17 protein-coding genes are annotated in these 22,247 nt (G+C 32.2%); 2 read left to right on the top strand and 15 right to left on the bottom strand.

All coding sequences use genetic code 11. The features are described 5' to 3' along the window. Positions 1-5 precede the first annotated feature (5 nt). The 8 genes from E0F76_RS04230 to E0F76_RS04195 all read right to left on the bottom strand — a co-directional run bounded on the left by E0F76_RS04230 (position 6) and on the right by E0F76_RS04195 (position 8,287). Positions 6-902: a glycosyltransferase family 2 protein gene (locus tag E0F76_RS04230; RefSeq protein WP_132001831.1), complete on the bottom strand. Its 897-nt coding sequence runs from the start codon at positions 900-902 to the stop codon at positions 6-8. Next, positions 874-1,941, bottom strand: coding sequence for a hypothetical protein (locus E0F76_RS04225; RefSeq protein WP_132001828.1), 1,068 nt, complete (start codon positions 1,939-1,941; stop codon positions 874-876). The genes E0F76_RS04230 and E0F76_RS04225 overlap by 29 nt, the downstream gene beginning before the upstream one ends. Before the next feature lie 3 nt (positions 1,942-1,944). Beyond that, positions 1,945-3,045 carry a UDP-galactopyranose mutase gene (gene glf / locus E0F76_RS04220; RefSeq protein ID WP_132001825.1) on the bottom strand — a complete coding sequence of 367 codons (1,101 nt, stop codon included), beginning with the start codon at positions 3,043-3,045 and terminating at the stop codon, positions 1,945-1,947. Next, complete coding sequence (locus tag E0F76_RS04215; RefSeq protein WP_132001822.1) at positions 3,018-4,286, bottom strand: flippase; 1,269 nt, start codon at positions 4,284-4,286, stop codon at positions 3,018-3,020. Before E0F76_RS04215 ends, glf begins: the two co-directional genes overlap by 28 nt. 285 nt (positions 4,287-4,571) lie before the next feature. Next, complete coding sequence (gmd, locus tag E0F76_RS04210; protein ID WP_132001819.1) at positions 4,572-5,666, bottom strand: GDP-mannose 4,6-dehydratase; 1,095 nt, start codon at positions 5,664-5,666, stop codon at positions 4,572-4,574. Between the two features lie 125 nt (positions 5,667-5,791). Next, positions 5,792-6,136: a four helix bundle protein gene (locus tag E0F76_RS04205; protein ID WP_132001816.1), complete on the bottom strand. Its 345-nt coding sequence runs from the start codon at positions 6,134-6,136 to the stop codon at positions 5,792-5,794. Between the two features lie 116 nt (positions 6,137-6,252). Beyond that, positions 6,253-7,203 carry a GDP-L-fucose synthase family protein gene (locus tag E0F76_RS04200; RefSeq protein ID WP_132001813.1) on the bottom strand — a complete coding sequence of 317 codons (951 nt, stop codon included), beginning with the start codon at positions 7,201-7,203 and terminating at the stop codon, positions 6,253-6,255. 718 nt (positions 7,204-7,921) lie between these two features. Beyond that, positions 7,922-8,287, bottom strand: coding sequence for a CoA-binding protein (locus E0F76_RS04195; RefSeq protein WP_132001810.1), 366 nt, complete (start codon positions 8,285-8,287; stop codon positions 7,922-7,924). 107 nt (positions 8,288-8,394) lie between these two features. On the opposite strand from E0F76_RS04195, the gene E0F76_RS04190 reads away from it, so the two are divergent. Next, the gene (locus E0F76_RS04190) at positions 8,395-9,018 is read left to right on the top strand and encodes a MarC family NAAT transporter (RefSeq protein WP_132001807.1); all 624 of its coding nucleotides are present in this window, start codon (positions 8,395-8,397) and stop codon (positions 9,016-9,018) included. A gap of 145 nt (positions 9,019-9,163) precedes the next feature. Here the strand turns inward: E0F76_RS04190 and ctlX are convergent, their stop codons facing one another. The 4 genes from ctlX to eno all read right to left on the bottom strand — a co-directional run bounded on the left by ctlX (position 9,164) and on the right by eno (position 14,373). Beyond that, positions 9,164-10,099, bottom strand: coding sequence for a citrulline utilization hydrolase CtlX (gene ctlX, locus E0F76_RS04185; protein ID WP_132001804.1), 936 nt, complete (start codon positions 10,097-10,099; stop codon positions 9,164-9,166). A gap of 66 nt (positions 10,100-10,165) precedes the next feature. Next, on the bottom strand, positions 10,166-11,089 hold the full coding sequence (locus E0F76_RS04180; protein ID WP_132001801.1) for a dimethylarginine dimethylaminohydrolase family protein: 924 nt from the start codon (positions 11,087-11,089) through the stop codon (positions 10,166-10,168). A 67-nt stretch (positions 11,090-11,156) separates the two neighbouring features. Beyond that, positions 11,157-12,443 carry a citrate synthase gene (locus tag E0F76_RS04175; RefSeq protein WP_132001798.1) on the bottom strand — a complete coding sequence of 429 codons (1,287 nt, stop codon included), beginning with the start codon at positions 12,441-12,443 and terminating at the stop codon, positions 11,157-11,159. A 637-nt stretch (positions 12,444-13,080) separates the two neighbouring features. Further along, a complete protein-coding gene (eno, locus tag E0F76_RS04170; RefSeq protein WP_132001795.1) occupies positions 13,081-14,373 on the bottom strand; it encodes a phosphopyruvate hydratase in 1,293 nt (430 codons plus the stop codon). A gap of 404 nt (positions 14,374-14,777) precedes the next feature. On the opposite strand from eno, the gene E0F76_RS04165 reads away from it, so the two are divergent. After that, on the top strand, positions 14,778-16,370 hold the full coding sequence (locus E0F76_RS04165) for a peptide chain release factor 3 (protein ID WP_132001792.1): 1,593 nt from the start codon (positions 14,778-14,780) through the stop codon (positions 16,368-16,370). Positions 16,371-16,748: 378 nt separating this feature from the next. Here E0F76_RS04165 and E0F76_RS04160 read toward each other — a convergent pair whose 3' ends face one another. The 3 genes from E0F76_RS04160 to rpoC all read right to left on the bottom strand — a co-directional run bounded on the left by E0F76_RS04160 (position 16,749) and on the right by rpoC (position 22,057). Next, complete coding sequence (locus tag E0F76_RS04160) at positions 16,749-17,132, bottom strand: hypothetical protein (RefSeq protein ID WP_132001789.1); 384 nt, start codon at positions 17,130-17,132, stop codon at positions 16,749-16,751. A gap of 216 nt (positions 17,133-17,348) precedes the next feature. Then, positions 17,349-17,654 carry a DUF3467 domain-containing protein gene (locus tag E0F76_RS04155; protein WP_181954030.1) on the bottom strand — a complete coding sequence of 102 codons (306 nt, stop codon included), beginning with the start codon at positions 17,652-17,654 and terminating at the stop codon, positions 17,349-17,351. Positions 17,655-17,746: 92 nt separating this feature from the next. Beyond that, a complete protein-coding gene (gene rpoC, locus E0F76_RS04150) occupies positions 17,747-22,057 on the bottom strand; it encodes a DNA-directed RNA polymerase subunit beta' (protein ID WP_132001783.1) in 4,311 nt (1,436 codons plus the stop codon). Between the last annotated feature and the right edge of the window lie 190 nt (positions 22,058-22,247).

The following is a 22,247-nucleotide window of genomic DNA, read 5'->3' as shown; positions in this document are numbered from 1 at the left end:
TTAAATTAATAAGTACTAAGAATCTCTTTAAAATAATTAAAATTTTCTTTAAATGAATATTTAAAATTAAAAAAATTCAGAAACAGGATAATGAAATCAAGAATAGCATATTTCGAGAAATTTTCTTTATCATTTCTCTTTAAATAAATGTTTTTGCTTTTATGGACTATTGTTCTTTTCCTATTAGAATACTTTTTTATGCTTTTGCCGCTACCATCTTCAAGATGTATTATTTTAGTATTTGTGGTTATATACCTCTTAAAGCCTAAATTATCCATTCGTTTCTGTAAGTCGGATTCCTCATAATACATAAAAAACTCTTTCGAAAAACCATCTAATTTTTCAAAAAAATCCTTTCGCATCAACAAATCGGCTCCAATTATATAGTCAATCTCAAAATACTCTTTCTTGATATCATATTGGTGATTTTTAGAAAATGAAATTAATTGACCAATAAGAGGTATTTTTTTTAAATTAATCGCATTTTCCTCTTTACAACTTGGAAAATGACTTCCAAAACCATTAGTTTGATTAGCTTCATCAATTAATACAGTTCCTATGGCACCTATATTTAATTTATGCTGATATTTTTGAAAAAAATCCAACATAATCTTTATTGAATTTTCCACAAGTACGGTATCAGAATTAAGTAAAAAAACGAATTCCCCCATGGCCGATCTAACTCCTAAGTTATTTGCCAATCCAAATCCCCTATTGTCAGGAGATTCAATAAGCTTGACGTCGGGAAAAAGCCTTTTTAAGGCTTCTTGTGAACCATCAGCCGAAGCATTGTCAACAACGATAATTTCGTATTCTAAACCAGTTGTAAATTTCTTAATTGACTCAAGACAATCAATAGTTATTTTTTTAGTATTATAGTTGACTATTATTATTGAAACCATTATCTAATTTTAAAATTTTAATTATATCATCAACTTCACTTTCAAATTTGAATTTAGAATTCTCTATTAGTTTTAGATACTCTTTAAAATTAGAATATTCTTTCTCATAAGAATTAAAAATATTATTAACCACCATTTCAAACTTATCAAAATCAAAATTTAATTCATCAAATTTATACTTAGAATCTATTGATACATCTTCAAAATAAAATGCTGAACCTTGAATACCTGTTATAATACACATACCACTTAAAACCGCTTCTCTAGGCAACCTGTCTTTACCTGGGTGGTTTCCAAAATCTACATACAACTTCGTACTTTGCATTAGTAAGTTAACCTCTTTATAAGTCATGTTTTCTATCGGAACCCATTTAAAATCCTTAAATTTATTAATCAAAATTTTCGTGAATTCTATTCCTTTTTTAGGATTGTATAAAATTACATTATCACGATTACTTGCATTTTGATTAGAAAAATCATTATTTAAATAATCTGATACAAAATATAAATTTTTAAAATTATTTTTGTTTAAAAAATCATAAGCATATTGAGATTGAACTAAATTTAAATTTTCTTCTGAAAACAGATAATTGTAACTTAAATAACCAGTTCGATCAGAGTTTAAAATTTTAAAAAAATATTTAACTTTAATTCCTAAAACTCTTAAAAACAATTTAGGCCATAATTTCAAATAAATCAGTGGTGACAAATTTAACTGTGATAGTATAAAAAAATTATCAACACTTAACCACCAATGAATTTTCTTTAATCTTTTATAAATATATCCTAAATCAATTAATGCTTCTGGCACAATTAAATAATTACCTTCAACATCATCAATCTCCTTACTTATATTTAAATTATATTTTTTATAAGGAGATGGAGTTATTGAATTTGAATCTGGATGATAAACTATATATGTATCGCAACCTTTATTATTTAAAGTATCACAAATTTGATGCAAAAGTTCAGTCCCACCAGTCACAACATTTGAAGGGCAATAAACATAAATTTTACTATTTGTATTTACACTAACCATCTTTTAATTTTTAAAATGTTTAAGAGCCGAAGCAATTACTTGATGCATATCATAATATTTATACTCAGCTAACCTCCCCCCAAATATGACATTCGCTTCTTTCTCAGCTAATTTATTATATTGTTTAAATTTAAGAGAATTTATCTCATCATTCACAGGGTAATAACTTTCCATACCTGATTTCCATTCGGCAGGATATTCATGAGTTATAACGGTTTTGTCTTGTTTGCCAAATTCAAAGTGTTTGTGCTCAATAATTCGGGTATAAGGAATATGGGCTTCCGTATAGTTTACTACTGCATTTCCTTGGTAGTTTTCTATGTCTAAAGTTTGGTGTTCAAAATGTAAACTACGATATTCCAATTCTCCAAATCTAAAATCGTAATACTCATCTATTTTACCTGTAAAAACTACAGTGTCACACAAGGATTCATATTCTTGTTTAGAAGCAAAAAAGTCAACTCCTAATTTCACTTCAATTCCTTCCAATAAGCCTTCGGTCAGTTTATTATATCCACCAATAGGAATACCTTGGTATTTATCATTAAAATAGTTATTGTCATACGTAAATCGAACAGGCAAACGCTTGATTATAAAAGCGGGTAATTCAGTTGCTTTACGTCCCCATTGTTTTTCAGTGTATCCTTTTATTAACTTATAATAAATATCCTTTCCAACTAATGAAATGGCTTGCTCCTCTAAATTTTGAGGATCAGTAATGCCTGATTCTTTTACTTGCTCTTCAATTTTATCCATGGCCTCTTGTGGCGTTTTCACACCCCATAATTGATAAAAAGTATTCATATTAAAAGGTAAATTATATAATTTATCTTCATGAATAGCTACTGGTGAATTAGTATATCTGTTGAATTCAACAAATTGATTTACATAATCCCAAAGTCCTTTGTCATTCGTATGAAAAATATGAGCACCATATTTATGCACATTAATTCCTTCAATATTCTCACAATGGATGTTACCTCCAGCATGGTTTCTTTTATCGATTACCAAACATTTTTTTCCTTGTTTAGTGGCTTCATGTGCAAAAACACTACCAAATAAACCTGCACCAACTATTAAATAGTCGTACTTTTTATTGTCCATAAATTATTTTTTAAACAGTAATAATACATTAAAAAAGAAACAAATAACTCCGTTACAACTGTAATTGTACAAAGAGAATAAATCGTAATAAAATTAAATATCCAAAGAAATAAAAATTGAAGAATAAATATAACTCCCGAAAACATAATGATTTTACTAAATAGTTTATTCAATCCAAAAGGAATCATAACTAGTATCCCGAATACATTACTAATAGCTACAATAGGCAATGTTAATCCTAATATGATAACAACTCCTTTTGCAGGTAACATTTGTACGCCCCCAAGTATTCTTATTATCATATCTGAAAACACAACCAATAATAAAAACAAGGCCGTATTAAAAGCTAATGAATATTTAAAAACTTTATTAATAAACGAAATATTTTTATCTAAAGAAATTTTAGGAAAAACAGATTGGCTGATAATGCCTTGCGGAATCCTTAAAATATTCAATATCTTTTCACCCAAATCATAATAAGATACCTCTGTCATGCCTAAAAAGGAACCTATCAAGACTTTATTGGTACTCACATATATTTGAATCGAAATATTAGATAAAAAAACAGGAATTGCCTCCTTAAAATAAAATTTCAAGACTGCAAATTCAGGTATGTAAAATCTAATTTTATGTTTATAAAAAACGATATACATTGAAGACATTCCTGCTAAAACTGCCCCGAACAAATTAAGCAGAGGCACATATAAATAATCTGTTTTATTGTGAATAAAAACAAAAATCAATGCAACAAAAATACATCTTACGATTAATGATATAATAGATACGTATTTCATTTTTTCGATTCCTTGAAAATAAAAAACCGGAAACATTATTTCATAAATACATAACCACAAAGTCATAAAATACAAAACCTTGTTCTCTGCAACTTGATTATAGAAAAACAATAAAGGAAGAAAAAAAACAAAAGAAACAATTAAAAGCAAAGTCTTTATAACAAGAACACTGCATACAATCTCACTTAACTTTTCTTTGTCCTCTCTATGAACACTAATTTCCTTAGTTGCAGTAATACTAAAACCAAAACCTACTAAAAGAGCTAAATATCCAATAATAGCTTGTGCAAAAATAATTTTACCATAAATCGATGTACCTAGCACTCTAATAAGATAGGGATAGGATAGCAAAGGCAAAATCATATTAAAAACCTGAAGAACTGATAAATAAGAGAAATTTTCAATTATTGACTTATGCTCTTTAAGTTTGTTTTTTATTTTTTTCAATTAGTTTTAACGTTTTCTTATACTATTATAAAGATGATATATTAAACTTTCCTATTCAAAATAATTCAAGGTAGTATACCCACCCTCTTTTAAGTACTGGTCTTTTTGCATCAATCTCACATCCGGCTGCATCATGTCTTGGAAAAAAGTCGCTTAACTGGTTAACTGCTTAATTGGTTATTTGTTTAACCGTTTAATTTTATAATCTATGGTAACATTCTATTTTCGACTAACCGATAACTGATTAACCTTTAACTACTCTTCTATTCAAAGTAGCCTAATCTTTTATCTATTTCTTTTTAATATTTCAAGATCACTTGCTACCATTTCTTTGACCAATCCAGCAAGGTCGTATTGCGGCTCCCATCCCAATTTTTTAGATTTAGAAGGATCACCAATCAACAAATCTACTTCTGTAGGACGGTAATATTGAGGGTCAACTCTTACTACTACTTTTCCTATTTCTAATTGGTATTCTGGATTGTTACAAGCTACAATTTTTGCAGTTTCATTTTCATTTTCACCTTCAAATGCCAATTCTATTCCGGCTTCTGCAAAAGAAAAACGCACAAAATCACGGATATAAGTAGTTACTCCTGTTGCAATAACATAGTCTTCTGCTACATCTTGCTGCAGAATTCTCCACATAGCTTCTACATAATCTTTAGCATGTCCCCAGTCCCTTTGCGAATTTAAGTTTCCTAAATACAAACAATCTTGTTTTCCCAAAGCAATAGCAGCAGTAGCCATCGTAATTTTTCGGGTAACAAAAGTTTCTCCTCTTCGTGGTGATTCGTGGTTGAACAAAATTCCGTTACAAGCGTATATATTATAGGCTTCACGGTAATTTTTTGTTATCCAAAAACCATATATTTTAGCTACTCCATAAGGTGAACGTGGGTAGAATGGTGAGTTTTCATCATAGAAACCTGCAGCATTTTTATTTTCTGCCAAACCTCCATATAATTCAGAAGTAGAGGCTTGATAGATTCTGGTTTTCTTCTCCAATTTCAAAATCCTAACAGCTTCTAATATTCTTAAAGTCCCTATTCCATCTACATTAGCAACATATTCAGGTGAATCAAAAGAAACTTTCACATGAGACATGGCACCAAGGTTATAGATTTCATCGGGTTGCACTTCCTGAATGATTCTAATAATATTTGTAGAATCAGTCAAATCGCCATAATGCAATGTGAAATTGACATTAGTTTCGTGCTGATCTTGATAAATATGATCAATTCTTTGGGTATTAAAAGACGAAGCCCGTCTTTTAACTCCATGTACTTGATACCCTTTTTCTAATAATAATTCAGCTAAATAAGATCCGTCCTGACCTGTTATCCCTGTTACAAGGGCTACTTTTTGTGTTGTACTCATATTAGTTGTTCGTTATTCGTTGCTCGTTATTTGTTGTTCGTTATTCGATTTTCGTTGGTCGTTTTTCGTTGGTCGCTTAGCGATGGACGAAAAGCGGTGGAAGATGGACGAAAGACGGTAAACGATTATTCTATTGACTTAATTAATTTATATAACATCATTTTTATTCTAGTACATAACTCAAATAAAACTATATATTCACTTTCCGATATATACTCTAAATCTTTAGATAAAAATAAATGATAATTTGTTTCTTCTAAAGAACCCTTTGCTATATATAAAAATTGCTTAAATTCTTTTTTATATTGCCTAGCTTGCCCTTCAATAATATTAGTAGGAACACTACTAACACTTCTTCTAACTTGACTTACTAAACCAAATTGCTCCGATTTAGGAAATTTTTGGGTAATCTTATAAACATCTATTGTCAATTGATGCGATAATTTCCAAACTTCTAAATTTGACTGCATACTATTCGATTTTCGTTATTCGTTATTCGCTTTGCGATGTTCGAAAAACTGTGGACGACTTACTTTGTTCGATTTGCGTTTCGCGATGGACGATAAACGGAAAACGAAAAACGATTCTACATTTTCACCTCTTTAAACTTAGTTGCATTTTGTAAAAACCAATTGTATGTTTTCTGAATCCCTTCTTCCAATTGCACTTGGTGTTTCCATCCCAATGCATGCATCTTGGAAATATCCATTAATTTCCTAGGAGTACCATCTGGTTTTGTACTGTCCCAAATAATTTCTCCTTGATGTCCTGTTATTTTTTGGATCGTTTCTGCGAGTTGCTTGATGGTCAAATCTTCTCCTGTTCCTATATTGTATAAATAATCGGGTAGTTTATTTTCTAAAGCAAAAACAACAGCTTTAGCCATATCATCTACAAAAAGAAATTCCCGCATTGGCGTTCCACTACCCCAAAGGGTTACTGGAGCATGATTGTTCACTTTTGCCTCGTGAAATTTTCGCATCATTGCAGGCAATACGTGTGAGGTATTTAGATCAAAATTATCGTTGGTACCATATAAATTCGTTGGCATCAAGCTTACATAATCTTTACCAAATTGGTTTCTGATAGCTTGACAGGTTTTTACTCCCGTAATTTTGGCAATTGCATACCATTCATTTGTTGGCTCCAATTCACCAGTAAGTAAATATTCTTCCTTTAATGGTTGCGGTGCCAATTTTGGATAAATACAAGAGCTTCCTAAAAAAATAAACTTTTCGATTCCTGCTTGTAATGCCGAATTAATCAAATTATTTTGAATTTGCATATTCTCCATCAAAAACTGATATGGATAATTATTGTTCGCTAATATCCCTCCAACTCGCGCGGCGGCATCAATAATTACGGCTGGTTTTTCACTTGCAATAAAATCTATAACAGCTTGCTGGTTTCTTAAATCCAATTTGGAACTTGAAACTCCAATTAGATTGTTGTATCCTTTGGATGTCAAGGTTTTCCAAATTGCAGAACCCACCATTCCTTTGTGTCCGGCAATATAAATTTTAGTATTTGTATCCATAGTTTTTAAAATTTATTTCTAAAAATGATCTTGAATTAGTGTCATTTTTCAAATGAAAAATAACTATTTATAAAGTAAGTTACAACATTTAATTAATCGTATATTCTAAAACCCTCATCACAAAATCTTATGGCTTCGCCCTTCCCACTCCCATAAAAGTCAGAAATTTGATTGTTTTTTTAAGTTGGCAAATATAACCACAAAATATTACTTATAATAGTTTAATATTAGCAGACTTTTCTAATTTATAAAGAAGTGTCTAAAAAAAACATACACTACTTATTGCCAGATAGTTACTTATTATCGTTTAACAATTTAATAACTTAAAAAAATAAAATAACCGATTGTATTTCCTATTATTTTAAAAACATAAAGTTATGACATTCAATTTTATCCAAAAAAAAGCCCGAAGTTGAACTTCGGGTGCAAAAACTAACACTTTATACTTTTGTAATTCAATACACTATTTTCTGAAACAAATTCCTGCAAACGTATTTCAAAACATTGATTAAACAAACTGACTAAAATGAAGTGTGCAATATGTCTTGAATTTACTAAATAAAAGTAACTTTTAAATTTTTGATAAAATAAAGGAATCGTCATATTTACTTCTTTCATATAAAATTTCTAGCCATTCAGTTCACTCAATTCTTCTGATGGTCGCAAAAACATAAAAACTATCTGTTACACACCTTTTTACAGTTAGTCCAAATAAATTTTAATACTGGTTTGTGGCCAATAAAACCAATGTACAAGACACTTCTGCCTTAATATTATTTAACTCTAATAATTGGTAGAATTCTGGATTTTCGGTACCGGGATTAAAAATCACTCGTTTTGGCTTCGAATCAACGATATAATTATAATATTCCTTCTGACGATTAGGTTTAAGATACAAGGAAACCGTATCAATATTTTTTACCGGGATTGCCTTGGTATAAATTTTAACTCCGGCTACTTCACCCGTATTTTGTCCAATAGCTATTACCGTGTGTCCTTTTTCAACCAACATGGTTATTGCCTTGAACGGATATTTATCTGGTTTAGTGTTAGCCCCTAAAACCAATGTTTTCTTGTTTTTCATTTTACAAAAGTATAAAAAATGAATTGTTTTGTAGGTACTTTTTTCTATTTGGTTAATTTAAAGTTTAAATTTACGCTTCGAATTCCCAATAATTTAGACGAAAAAAAATGGAAATCTTTATTTATCTTTTTGCAGCTCTTTTTTCTGTTTTAAATCCTATTGGAACTGTTCCCATTTTTGTAGGTTTAACACAGGATTATACAAAACAGGACCGATCAAAGGTTTCTTTATTGACCGCTTTTAATGTATTTGTCATCTTGATCATTTCTTTTTTTATTGGGCAATATGTTTTAAGCTTTTTTGGCATAACGATTTCGGCATTGCGAATAGCAGGGGGATTGATTATTGCAAGTTCCGGTTTTTCCTTGTTAAATGGGCAGTTTAAAAAAAATAAAGGGATCAATAAAGAAATAGAAGAAGACATTCAAAGTCGTAACGACATTTCACTAACACCATTGGCTATGCCCATGTTAGCCGGACCGGGTTCTATATCCTTATTAATCGCTTATCATCAAGAACATAACACTACTTCTGATATTGTTTTTTCTTGCTTTGCTATTTTAACTGTCGCCATTCTTATATTTATAATTTTAAAAAGTGCCCATTATTTGGCTAGAATACTAGGTTCGGCTGGAATTGTCGCTATTTCCAGAATCGTAGGATTTCTTACTATTGCTATTGGTATTCAATATATCATCAGTTCTATTTTGAATATTATCAAGGAAATATAGTCTCGTTTTGGTTATTTTGTGAAATGGTTAATTGGTTAACTGGTTAACTGGTTATTTGTTTAAACGGTTAATCGAAGTTAACATTCATACTGGTGTTTAAGAATTAACCTTTTCTAAACAATTAACCGATTAAGCGATTAACCTTTTAAATCTGTGGCAAAAACAGTTCCGCCATCATGCATCTGGCACTTCCTCCTCCACAGGCTTCGATCGTATCGAGACTTGAACTCAAAATAGTAACGTGTTCTTCGAGTTGAGCAATTTGTTTTTTGGTCAGACATTTATGTGCAGCAGTACTCATCACTAAATACCTTCTATCATCAGCACCTAGCACTTCGAGCATGTTCCCCGCAAAATTATTGACTTGTGATTCTGTAATCAGAATAATTTCTTTCTCATCACCGCGTAAACTGTCCAATACCATTTTACGTTCTTTTTTATCATCTATAGATTCAGCGCAAATTACAGCAAAAGTATCACCAATACACATCATGACATTGGTGTGATAGATTAACTTGCGCTCTCCGTTAACCGTTTGAAATGCCTCGAATATAACTGGAGAATATTCAAAATCCTCACAAAACTCAATAAACAATTCTTCATCGGCACGAGCTGATAAGGCACAATAGGCTTTGCCATTTTCACGATCCAAAACGATACTTCCTGTTCCTTCCAAATAAAAACCATCTTCTTCCGCTGATGTATAATCCATGATTTCGTTAATTACAAAACCATCCTCTTCTAGAATATCAAAAACATCTTCTCGGCGTTCTCCACGACGATTCTCGGCAAACATTGGATACATAACGACATCGCCATTTTCGTGAAATGAAATCCAATTGTTTGGAAAAATACTGTCAGGTGTGTCAGGATTTATGGTGTCTTCGACCACTATCACATTTACACCAACCATTCGGAGTTTGTTTACAAATACGTCGAATTCTTCTTGTGCTTTTGCATTTACAGTTTCTGCAGAAAGTTCGTCAAGCACTTTTTGATAATAATTATTTACAGCTGTTTGTTCGTTCATCCTGAAAGCAACAGGACGAATCATGAGGATCGAGTTTGTGGTTTGGTTCATCTTTTTTAATTTAAAGTTTAAGGTTTAAATAGTTTAAAACTGTGACATTTTAAACAAATTTAAACTTTAAACAAATTTTTGTTCTCTAATCAAAGGCAAAGTGGAACATCTTAAGAGTCCTTCTTGTTTCGCAATTTCGGCATATGGAATTTCTTCTACAATAAATCCATTAGAACGCAACCAGCTATTAAGTCTACTGAATTTTTTTTCAGAAACTACTACATTCGAGTCAATTGAGAAAACATTGGAATTCATTTTGTACATTTCTTTTCTAGTAATATGAAAAAGATTTTCTTTTCCAAAAAGATTTAGAAGGAATAAATAATCTGCTTCCTCTCGAAAACCTCTTTTATAAATAATTGCTTTCGTATCACCTACGGGTTGAAAACAGCAATCGAGATGCAAGGCATTGTCACGGGCTTCAATTTTTGATTTGATCAAATCGAATTCTTTGATTTTCTTATTGGGAAACAAATCTCTGATATATTGCACCCCTTCTAGATTTGTTCTAGCCGTTATGTAATCTTTATAATCACTTCCTTTATAAGTTCCTATAAAAATATAATCCTTCCATAGCATTACGTCTCCACCTTCGATATGCACTTCTACTGGAGGTCGAACTACTTTTTGAGGATTTATTTGATCTATTATATACTGTATAGCATCTAACTCTCTTTCCCTATCCGGTAAAATATTTGATTTAATAAAAACATCATCGATTACGAAACCAATATCTCTTGTGAAAATTTGATTGTAATTTTCAATCATTTCTGGCTGATAAACGGTAACTCCATACTTATCTAAAACTTGTTTGAAGCAATTCATCTCATGAACCATATCTGGCTCTTTTGGATAGGTGCCCGCCAAAATATGTTCTAATGACTTTGGGTCATAGGCTTCCTCAACCGATGGTGTGGGCCCATTATTTATTGCAGTTCCCATGATAACTGCTTTTAACTTTGATGTTTCGTTCTTTATGTTTAATTCCATATCAATTGACGCCTTGTTTTTACCAAAGATAAAAAAAAAAGCCCCGCAAGTGCGGGGCTTTTACAAATTATTTTCTTTTATCCGAAGGAACAAATTCTCTTAAAGGATAACCAGTATATACTTGTCTTGGCCTTCCTATTGGCTCTTTGTTTAGCCTCATTTCTTTCCATTGCGCAATCCAACCTGGTAATCTTCCTATTGCAAACATGACAGTAAACATATCTGTAGGAATACCCAAAGCTCTGTAGATAATTCCAGAATAGAAATCTACGTTTGGATATAATTTTCTAGAAACAAAATACTCATCAGACAAAGCCAATGCTTCCAATTTTTTGGCAATACCTAAAATTGGATCATTTACACCTAATGTAGCCAATACTTCATCAGCTGCTTTTTTGATGATTTTAGCTCTTGGATCAAAGTTTTTGTATACTCGATGACCAAAACCCATTAATCTAAAAGGGTCATTTTTATCTTTGGCTTTATCCATGTATTTATCAGCATCACCACCATTCGCATGGATTTCTTCTAACATTTCAAGAACTGCTTGATTTGCACCACCGTGTAATGGCCCCCAAAGAGCAGAAATTCCAGCAGATACTGATGCAAATAATCCCGCATGAGAAGAACCTACCATTCTCACTGTCGAAGTAGAACAATTTTGCTCGTGATCAGCATGAAGAATAAACAATTTATCCAAAGCTTCTACTATGGCAGGGTTTGCCGTATAAGGTTCCGTTGGCAATTTAAACATCAATTGCATGAAGTTTTCAACATACCCTATAGTATTATCATAATAATTTAATGGATATCCTTTAGATTTTCTATAGGTCCAAGTAGCAATGACAAGGAATTTCCCCATCAATTTACAAACCGCTTCATATAATTCTTGTTCGTTACCTGGATTAACTGCTTTAGGATTAAAAGCAATCAAAGCACTTGTCAAGGCAGACAAAACCCCCATTGGATGAGCAGTTTTAGGAAAACCATCAATAATCGTTTTCATTTCCTCATCAACTAAGGTATATCTTCTGATATGAGTTTCAAATTCCTTTATTTCAGCGGGAGTTGGCAATTCACCAAAAATTAACAAATAACATACCTCAAGAAAATTTCCTTTTTCGGCTAGTTCTTCAATTGAATACCCTCTGTAATGTAAAATACCTTTTTCTCCATCAAGAAAAGTAATATTACTTGTACAAGCTCCGGTATTTTTATAACCTGGATCTAGGGTTACAACCCCTGATAAATCACGTAATTTGCTAATATCGATCGACATTTCATTTTCAGTTCCAATGTAAATTGGTAACTCATATTTTTTGCCTTCGATCTCTAGTGTTGCTGTTTTTGACATAGTAGTTATGGAAATAAATCTTAATAAATTATATTTTCCAAAATTAGACTATTTCAAATGAATTAAAAAATGAAATTCGCAATGAAATTGTTAATTATAACAAAAAAAATATTTTATCTACTCCAAAACAATCCTGCCTTCTTATAAAAAAGGGGACAGATTAAAAAAAAATGCTTTATTCCAAATTAATTCTGAATTACTTTCTCTATTTGCTTCCTTAATATGTATTATTTTTTAAAATTAAATCCCTTTTCGTTGGATTGAATTTGCCTCTAAAAAACTCCCTTGTAAGTCATCCAAATCTCTTGTCTTGATAGTTATTTATTTTTTTACAAATGGAATATTTTTCTTTAAAATTACCAAATATTGTCTTTTACAATTGACTATTTCCATTTATTATAGCCATTAATAAAAGAACTGTCATATTATTATTTAATATTATCAATGGCAGATTAAAATTTCCATGTATAATAATTAGGACGATTATATTGAAAAAGCAGCTATTTAGTATTCAATTCGTTTGGGATAGTTTTTACGGACATTAGAAATTATAAATAAACATGAATTGGTTAAAAATAAAAAACCCTTTCAGAACTTAGGCTCTAAAAGGGTTTAAAAAATATAAATCTTTGAATTTTTATTTTATTTTAAAAGCATTTTTTCCAGGGAAATAGGCTGTATCTCCTAATTCTTCTTCAATTCTTAATAATTGATTGTATTTAGCCATACGATCAGAACGTGAAGCAGAACCTGTTTTAATTTGACCACAGTTTAATGCTACTGCTAAATCAGCAATTGTAGTATCCTCTGTTTCTCCTGAACGGTGAGACATTACTGAAGTATAACCTGCATTTTTAGCCATATTTACTGCTGCGATAGTTTCAGTTAAAGTTCCAATTTGGTTTACTTTTACCAAAATAGAATTAGCAATTCCTCTTTCGATTCCAGTTGACAAACGCTCTACATTAGTAACAAATAAATCATCACCAACCAATTGCACTTTGTCTCCGATTTTTTCTGTTAGCAATTTCCATCCATCCCAGTCATTTTCGTCCATACCGTCTTCGATTGAGATAATTGGATATTTAGCAGCTAATTCAGCCAAATAGTCCACTTGTTCAGCTGATGTTCTAATTTTTCCTGTTGGACCTTCAAATTTAGAATAATCGTATTTTCCGTCAACATAAAATTCTGAAGCAGCACAGTCTAAAGCCACCATGATTTCATCACCAAATGAATAACCTGCAGCTTCTACTGCTTTTTTGATGGTATCTAAAGCATCTTCTGTTCCTCCAGCTAAGTTAGGTGCAAATCCACCTTCATCACCTACTGCAGTACTCAAACCTCTATCGTGTAATACTTTTTTAAGATTGTGGAAAATCTCCGTTCCCATTTGTAACGCTTGTGTAAAAGATGTTGCTTTTACTGGGAAAATCATAAATTCTTGAAATGCGATTGGCGCATCAGAGTGAGAACCTCCATTGATGATATTCATCATTGGAACTGGCAATGTATTTGCCGAAACTCCACCTACGTAACGATACAATGGCAATCCAAGTTCATTTGCAGCTGCTTTAGCAACAGCAAGCGAAACACCAAGAATAGCATTTGCTCCTAAATTTGCTTTATTAGGGGTGCCATCTAATTCAATCATTGTTTGGTCAATCAAATTTTGTTCAAAAACTGATGTTCCAATTAATTCTTCTGCAATTTTAGTATTTACATTTTCAACTGCTTTTAAAACTCCTTTTCCAAGAAAGGCTTTTCCTCCGTCACGTAATTCTACAGCTTCGAATTTTCCAGTTGAAGCTCCAGATGGAACTGCCGCTCTTCCTAAAACACCGTTTTCTGTAACTACATCTACTTCAATTGTAGGATTTCCTCTTGAATCGAAAATTTGTCTTGCGTGAATTTTGATAATAATACTCATTACTTTTCTATTTTAAATTTTTTGTACTACAAAGATATTATTTCTTGAATAAATCTTTACTCAAAAACAATTAATCTTATTAACGATAACGTTATATTATTTTCAAGGAATTAACTTTTATTGATTCATTACCAAATTCTTAACTAAAAATCCCAATTTCGTTAAGATAATTAGATTAAAAATACGATTATTACAATAATACTCTGCTCCTAAACAAAATAGAGAACATTTTTTTTAAAAAATAAAGTAGAACTAGACTTTTAAGTCCCATTAATTGCTTTAGACTAAAATGCGACACTATTAATTGACTAAAAAAATTAAACTTCAAATGCAAAGCTCAAAATAATTCCTTTTTTGAATTGGCATATATTAATAGTACTTTTGCAGACTATTTATAAAAAAATATGAGCTTTTTAAAAGAAATACAACGCAGAAGAACTTTTGGAATTATATCGCATCCCGATGCCGGTAAAACTACTTTGACCGAAAAACTACTCCTTTTTGGAGGAGCGATTCAGGAAGCAGGAGCCGTAAAAAACAATAAAATAAAAAAAGGAGCGACCAGTGACTTTATGGAAATTGAGCGCCAAAGAGGGATTTCGGTTTCCACTTCGGTTTTAGCATTCAATTATCAAAATAAAAAAATAAACATCCTTGACACACCAGGTCATAAGGATTTTGCCGAAGATACTTTTAGAACCTTAACCGCTGTTGACAGTGTGATTGTGGTTATTGACGTTGCCAAGGGAGTAGAAGAACAAACGGAAAAATTAGTTGCAGTATGTAGGTTACGAAAAATTCCTATAATCGTTTTCATTAACAAATTAGACCGTGAAGGAAAAGATGCTTTTGACCTGATGGACGAAGTGGAACAAAAACTAGGATTGACCGTGACACCATTGAGTTTCCCTATCGGAATGGGTTATGATTTTCAGGGTATCTATAACCTTTGGGAACAAAACATTAATTTATTTAGTGGTGACAGCAGAAAAAACATTGAAGAAACTATCGCTTTTGGAGACGTCCAAAACAATCCCGAATTAGAAAAAATAATTGGTCAAAAACCTGCTGCTCGATTGCGTGAAGAATTAGAATTAATCGACGAAGTATATCCCAAATTTGATCGTCAAGATTATTTGGACGGAAAATTACAACCTGTATTTTTTGGATCGGCCTTGAATAATTTTGGTGTTCGAGAATTACTGGATTGCTTTGTTGAAATTGCACCTTCTCCACGACCAAAAGATTCTGAAACTCGTTTGGTTGATCCAAAGGAAGAAAAAATGAGTGGATTTGTTTTTAAAATCCATGCCAATATGGATCCAAAACACCGTGACCGTCTCGCTTTTATAAAAATTGTTTCTGGTACTTTCGAAAGAAACAAACCGTATTATCACGTTCGACAAAAGAAAAATTTAAAATTCTCGAGTCCAAATGCCTTTTTTGCCGAAAAGAAAGAAATCGTCGATATTTCTTACCCTGGAGATATTGTTGGATTACACGATACAGGAAATTTCAAAATTGGAGATACTTTGACCGAAGGCGAAATCATGAGCTTTAAAGGTATTCCAAGTTTTTCTCCAGAGCATTTCAGATACATTAATAATGCGGATCCAATGAAAGCCAAACAGCTAGACAAAGGAATTGACCAGTTGATGGATGAAGGTGTGGCACAATTATTCACTTTAGAAATGAATAATAGAAAAATAATTGGAACTGTCGGCGCACTTCAATATGAGGTAATTCAATACCGATTGGAACACGAATACGGTGCTAAATGTACTTATGAAAACTTCCCAGTTCACAAAGCGTGTTGGGTTAAACCTGACGACCTGAAAAGTGTGGAATTCAAAGAATTTAGAAGAATCAAACAAAAATTCTTGGCACACGATAAATACGGACAATTAGTGTTTTTGGCCGACTCTGACTTTACTATTCAAATGACACAAAATAAATACCCTAATGTGAAATTATTTTTCACTTCGGAATTTGAGTAAAAAGTTTCGCTTTAGAATTATTAGGATCTGCATTAAGCCACAGATTAAATTGATTACTACAGATTTTAAACTTTAAAAAAGCATGAAATACTACAATCATAATTAGGCTATTTTAGAAATTAAATTACATTTTTCAATTATTTTTGATAGACATAATTAGATACTATTATCTAAAAACAGCAGATTATAATTCTAATCCTTATTATTAAATTTACTTTTTATTCTACTAAGTAGGAGAAATACTTTTACTCACACTCACGATATTAGTTTTTAGATAAAAAATCAATGAAACATTAATTTTGTATTATGCGAAATTTAAACATAAAAAAAACGCCAGTTCATTGAATTGACGTTTTTATATATTTTAAAGTAATAGACTTAGACTATTGAACTTTCGAAATTTACTGCTTTTTTCAAAAATGCTTTAATTAACAAACGATTAGGTTCTGTACCCGATGTTATAAATTGTTGTTTTGCAGAAGTTCCTCTTGGCATAACAGATGAATTTGGACTTTGTTTTGAACCCATAAACCATAAAATAAAATTCATATTAGAATCACCTGAAGTAGGTTGTTGTTTCATAGCATTCATTTCAATATTAGAGTTTACTATCTCACTTTTTTCAATTGTAGCTACTGAACCAGAATTGTTTTCTGAAGCAACTTGAGCAAAAATTGAACTATTTAAAAGTAACATAAAAACTATCATCATAAAAAAGGTGTTGATTTTAGTGTTTCTGTTTCTTTTAGTTAATTGATTCATTTTCCTTGTTTTTATAAAGTGACAAAAGTATTTCTCTTATCTGATGTCAAACCTAAATCAAACTTAAACTACTAAAAAATATATTCGTTAAATCACCCCAAAACTCGTTTAAAGCACAAAAACGAAGCATGCATCACTTAAAACATTACCTTTATTTAATTACAAACCAATTATGTTTATAATAGAAAAAGGCTCCCACTGGAGCCTTTTCTGTTATTATGCTTGTCCCGGAGGACCAAAATTCAATGGTATTGGAGGCTGTTCAGTGTCTCTAATTTCGCCATGGGCGACTTCGAAACGGTGAATGTTTTCTCCAATGGCTTTCAACAATCTTTTTGCGTGTTGTGGCGTCAAGACTATTCTTGATTTCACTTTAGCTTTTGGAATACCTGGCATGATACTTACAAAATCCAAAACAAACTCTGATGAGGAATGATTAATTATGGCTAAATTAGAATAAATTCCTTCGGCCGTTTTTTCATCCAATTCAATATCCAATTGTCCTTGTTGTTGCTCTTTCATATTTATAAATTTTAAAAAATGAATACCTTTAGTAAATAGAGATTAGCCTATAAAACGACCAATCTCTAATTACTATTCACTAAAAACTTAAATTAGTATATGTACTCTTCTTTATTTGCCATCATTTCATTGTAATCTTCATTTGAACCTACAATAGTATTGTCATATTCTCTCATTCCAGTTCCGGCTGGAATTCTATGACCAACGATTACATTTTCTTTCAATCCCTCTAAGTAATCGATTTTACCTGCTACAGCAGCTTCATTCAATACTTTAGTGGTTTCCTGGAACGATGCAGCCGAGATGAATGATTTCGTTTGAAGAGACGCTCTTGTAATACCTTGTAAAACAGGAGTTGCAGTTGCAGTGATAACATCACGAGCCACAACTAAGTTTTTATCAGTACGTTTCAATAATGAATTTTCATCACGTAAATCACGAGGAGAAATGATTTGACCTGGTTTTAAATTAGCAGAATCTCCAGCATCTTCAACCACTTTCATACCATAAAGCTTATCATTTTGAACGATAAAATCTTTAGTGTGAATCAATTGATCTTCTAAGAATAATGTATCTCCAGGATCTTGAACTCTTACCTTACGCATCATTTGACGTATTACAACTTCAAAGTGTTTGTCGTTTATTTTTACCCCTTGTAAACGGTATACTTCTTGAATTTCATTTACCAAGTACTGTTGAACAGCAGCTGGACCTTGAATTCTCAAAATATCTTCCGGAGTGATTGCACCATCAGACAATGGCACACCCGCTCTTACAAAGTCATTTTCTTGTACAAGAATTTGACTTGATAATTTCACTAAGTATTTCTTAATCTCACCAAATTTAGATTCGATTATTATCTCACGGTTTCCTCTTTTGATTTTTCCAAAAGAAACAACACCATCGATTTCAGAAACTACAGCTGGGTTTGAAGGGTTACGAGCTTCAAGCAACTCGGTAATTCTTGGTAAACCTCCTGTAATATCTCCTGATTTAGAAGAACGACGTGGAATTTTAACCAATACCTTACCTGCTTTAATTTTCTCCCCGTTATCAACCATCAAGTGGGCTCCAACTGGTAAGTTATACGAACGAATCAATTCACCATCTTTACCGTAAACCAATAAAGTTGGGATTAATTTTTTAGCTCTAGATTCAGAAATTACTTTTTCTTGGAAACCAGTTTGCTCATCAATTTCAACCATGTATGATTGACCTTGTTCTAATTCTTCGTAAGCAATTTTACCTGTAAATTCCGAAACAATAACTCCATTATAAGGATCCCATTTACAAATAGTAGTTCCTTTTTCAACAATCTCACCATCTTTAACAAAAATACTTGAACCGTAAGGAATATTATGTGTATTCAATACAATACCTGTTTTGGCATCGACTAGTTTCAATTCAGTTGAACGAGAAACAACAATATCAACCGCATTTCCTTCACTATCTTCTCCTTTAACCGTTTTTAAATCTTCGATTTCTAGTTTACCCGCAAAACGAGTTAAAATACTAGATTCTTCAGAGATACCACCCGCAACCCCACCAACGTGGAATGTACGTAATGTCAACTGTGTTCCAGGTTCTCCAATAGATTGTGCGGCAATTACACCAACAGCTTCTCCTTTTTGGGTCATTTTTCCTGTGGCCAAGTTACGACCATAACATTTTGCACAAATACCTTTTGTAGCCTCACAAGTTAGTGGAGAACGAACCTCTAACCTTTCGATTGGAGAAGCCTCGATTAATTTCATGTATGGTTCAGTAATTTGCTCACCCGCTTCTATTATAAGTTCATTAGTCAAAGGATTAATAACATCTTGCAATGCAACACGTCCTAAAATTCTTTCCCCTAAAGTTTCCACGATTTCTTCGTTCTTTTTCAATGCTGCAACTTCAACACCTCTTAAAGTACCACAATCTACAGTATTAACAATAACATCTTGAGAAACGTCATGCAATCTTCTTGTCAAATAACCCGCATCGGCCGTTTTCAAAGCCGTATCCGCAAGACCTTTACGAGCACCGTGAGTAGAGATAAAGTACTCAAGAATCGAAAGACCCTCCTTAAAGTTAGACAAAATCGGGTTTTCAATAATTTCTCCACCACCAGCAGTAGATTTTTTAGGCTTAGCCATCAAACCACGCATACCAGTTAACTGACGAATTTGTTCTTTGGAACCCCTTGCACCAGAATCAAGCATCATATACACTGAGTTGAAACCTTGTTGGTCTTCTCTAATGTTTTTCATCGCAGTTTCTGTAAGCTGTGCATTTGTTGAAGTCCATACATCAATAACTTGGTTGTAACGTTCGTTATTAGTGATAAGACCCATATTATAATTTGCAGAAATAGCTTCTACTTGCTCTCTAGCATCTGCAATTAATTTTGGTTTTTCATCTGGGATTCTAATATCTCCCAATGAGAATGACAATCCACCTTTGAAGGCAAATTTGTATCCCATATCTTTCATATTATCCAAGAAGGCAGCTGTTGTAGGAACATTCGTTACGCTTAAAACGTGTCCGATAATGTCTCTCAAGTTTTTCTTAGTCAATACATCATTGATATAACCTGCAGCTTCTGGAACCACTTCGTTAAACAATACACGACCAGCTGTAGTTTGGATAATTTTATACACTAAATCTCCAGCTTCGTTATAATCTTTTGCACGTATTTTAACACGAGCATTCAATTCTAAACGACCTTCGTTCAATGCGATATTTGCTTCTTCTGCAGAATAAAATGTTAGGCCTTCACCTAATATCTTATGATCTGGAGTAGACAAACGCTCTTTGGTCATATAATAAAGACCTAAAACCATGTCTTGAGAAGGTACTGTAATTGGCGCACCATTCGCAGGATTCAAGATATTGTGAGAAGCCAACATTAATAATTGTGCTTCCAAAATAGCTTCTGGTCCTAACGGCAAGTGAACTGCCATTTGATCCCCATCAAAATCCGCATTAAATGCAGTACAAACTAAAGGGTGCAATTGGATTGCTTTTCCTTCAATTAATTTTGGTTGGAATGCTTGAATACCTAATCTGTGCAAAGTAGGAGCACGATTCAGCAAGATTGGATGACCTTTAATTACATTTTCAAGGATATCCCAAACTACTGGCTCTTTTTTGTCTATTATTTTTTTGGCTGATTTAACCGTTTTTACAATTCCTCTTTCAATCAATTTACGGATTACGAAAGGTTTGTAAAGCTCTGATGCCATATCTTTCGGGATACCACATTCGAATAATTTTAATTCAGGTCCAACAACAATTACTGAACGAGCAGAATAATCCACACGCTTACCCAATAAGTTTTGACGGAAACGACCTTGTTTTCCTTTAAGGGAATCCGAAAGTGATTTCAATGGTCTGTTAGATTCTGTTTTAACAGCTGATGCTTTTCTTGTATTATCAAAAAGTGAATCTACTGATTCTTGCAACATACGTTTTTCGTTTCTCAAGATAACCTCTGGAGCTTTGATCTCCATTAATCTTTTCAAACGGTTGTTACGTATAATTACACGACGGTATAAATCATTTAAATCTGAAGTTGCAAAACGACCTCCATCAAGTGGTACGAGTGGACGTAATTCTGGTGGAATAACAGGAACTACTTTCATAATCATCCATTCTGGACGATTCTCACGGTTCAAGTTAGACTCACGGAAAGATTCAACTACGATTAATCTTTTTAATGCTTCTGTTTTACGTTGTTTAGACGTTTCATTATTTGCTGAGTGACGTAAATCATATGATAATTGATCTAAGTCAATACGAGCCAATAAGTCCATAATACATTCTGCTCCCATTTTGGCAACAAATTTATTTGGATCAAAGTCATCTAAATATTGGTTGTCAGCCGGAAGTGTATCTAAAATATTCAAATACTCTTCTTCTGTCAAAAAGTCTAATCTTTTTACAGATTCTCCTTCTGGAGTTTTAGCAATACCTGCTTGGATTACAACATATCTTTCATAATAGATAATCATGTCTAATTTCTTAGAAGGAAGACCTAATATATATCCAATTTTGTTTGGAAGAGAACGGAAATACCAAATATGAGCAATAGGCACAACAAGATTGATGTGTCCTACTCTATCTCTACGTACTTTTTTCTCTGTAACTTCAACACCACAACGGTCGCAAATGATTCCTTTGTAACGGATTCTTTTGTATTTACCACAAGCACATTCGAAATCTTTTACTGGTCCGAAGATACGTTCGCAGAAAAGACCATCACGTTCTGGTTTGTGAGTTCTATAATTGATAGTTTCAGGCTTCAACACTTCACCTCTTGATTCTTTCAAGATTGATTCAGGAGAAGCTAGACCTATCGAAATTTTATTGAATCTTTTTACAGGATTCTTATCTTTATTATTATTTCTATTATTCATCATAGTTTTTACTATTGATTTATTGCAATTAAAAAATTGATTCTTTTTTAGTCTAGAGTCAAATGTCATAAAGTTTTAAAGTCTAGGACGACTTTGGACTTTGGACTTTCAAACTTTTGACTTAAAACTACCTCGGATTACTTCTCTAAACTTCAAACAAATTTTTGAAGTGCTAATTATATAGGATATATAA

The organism is Flavobacterium cellulosilyticum (assembly GCF_004349355.1).
GTDB classification, from domain to species: Bacteria; Bacteroidota; Bacteroidia; order Flavobacteriales; family Flavobacteriaceae; genus Flavobacterium; species Flavobacterium cellulosilyticum.
This window is presented reverse-complemented; position numbering and strand designations above follow the sequence as displayed.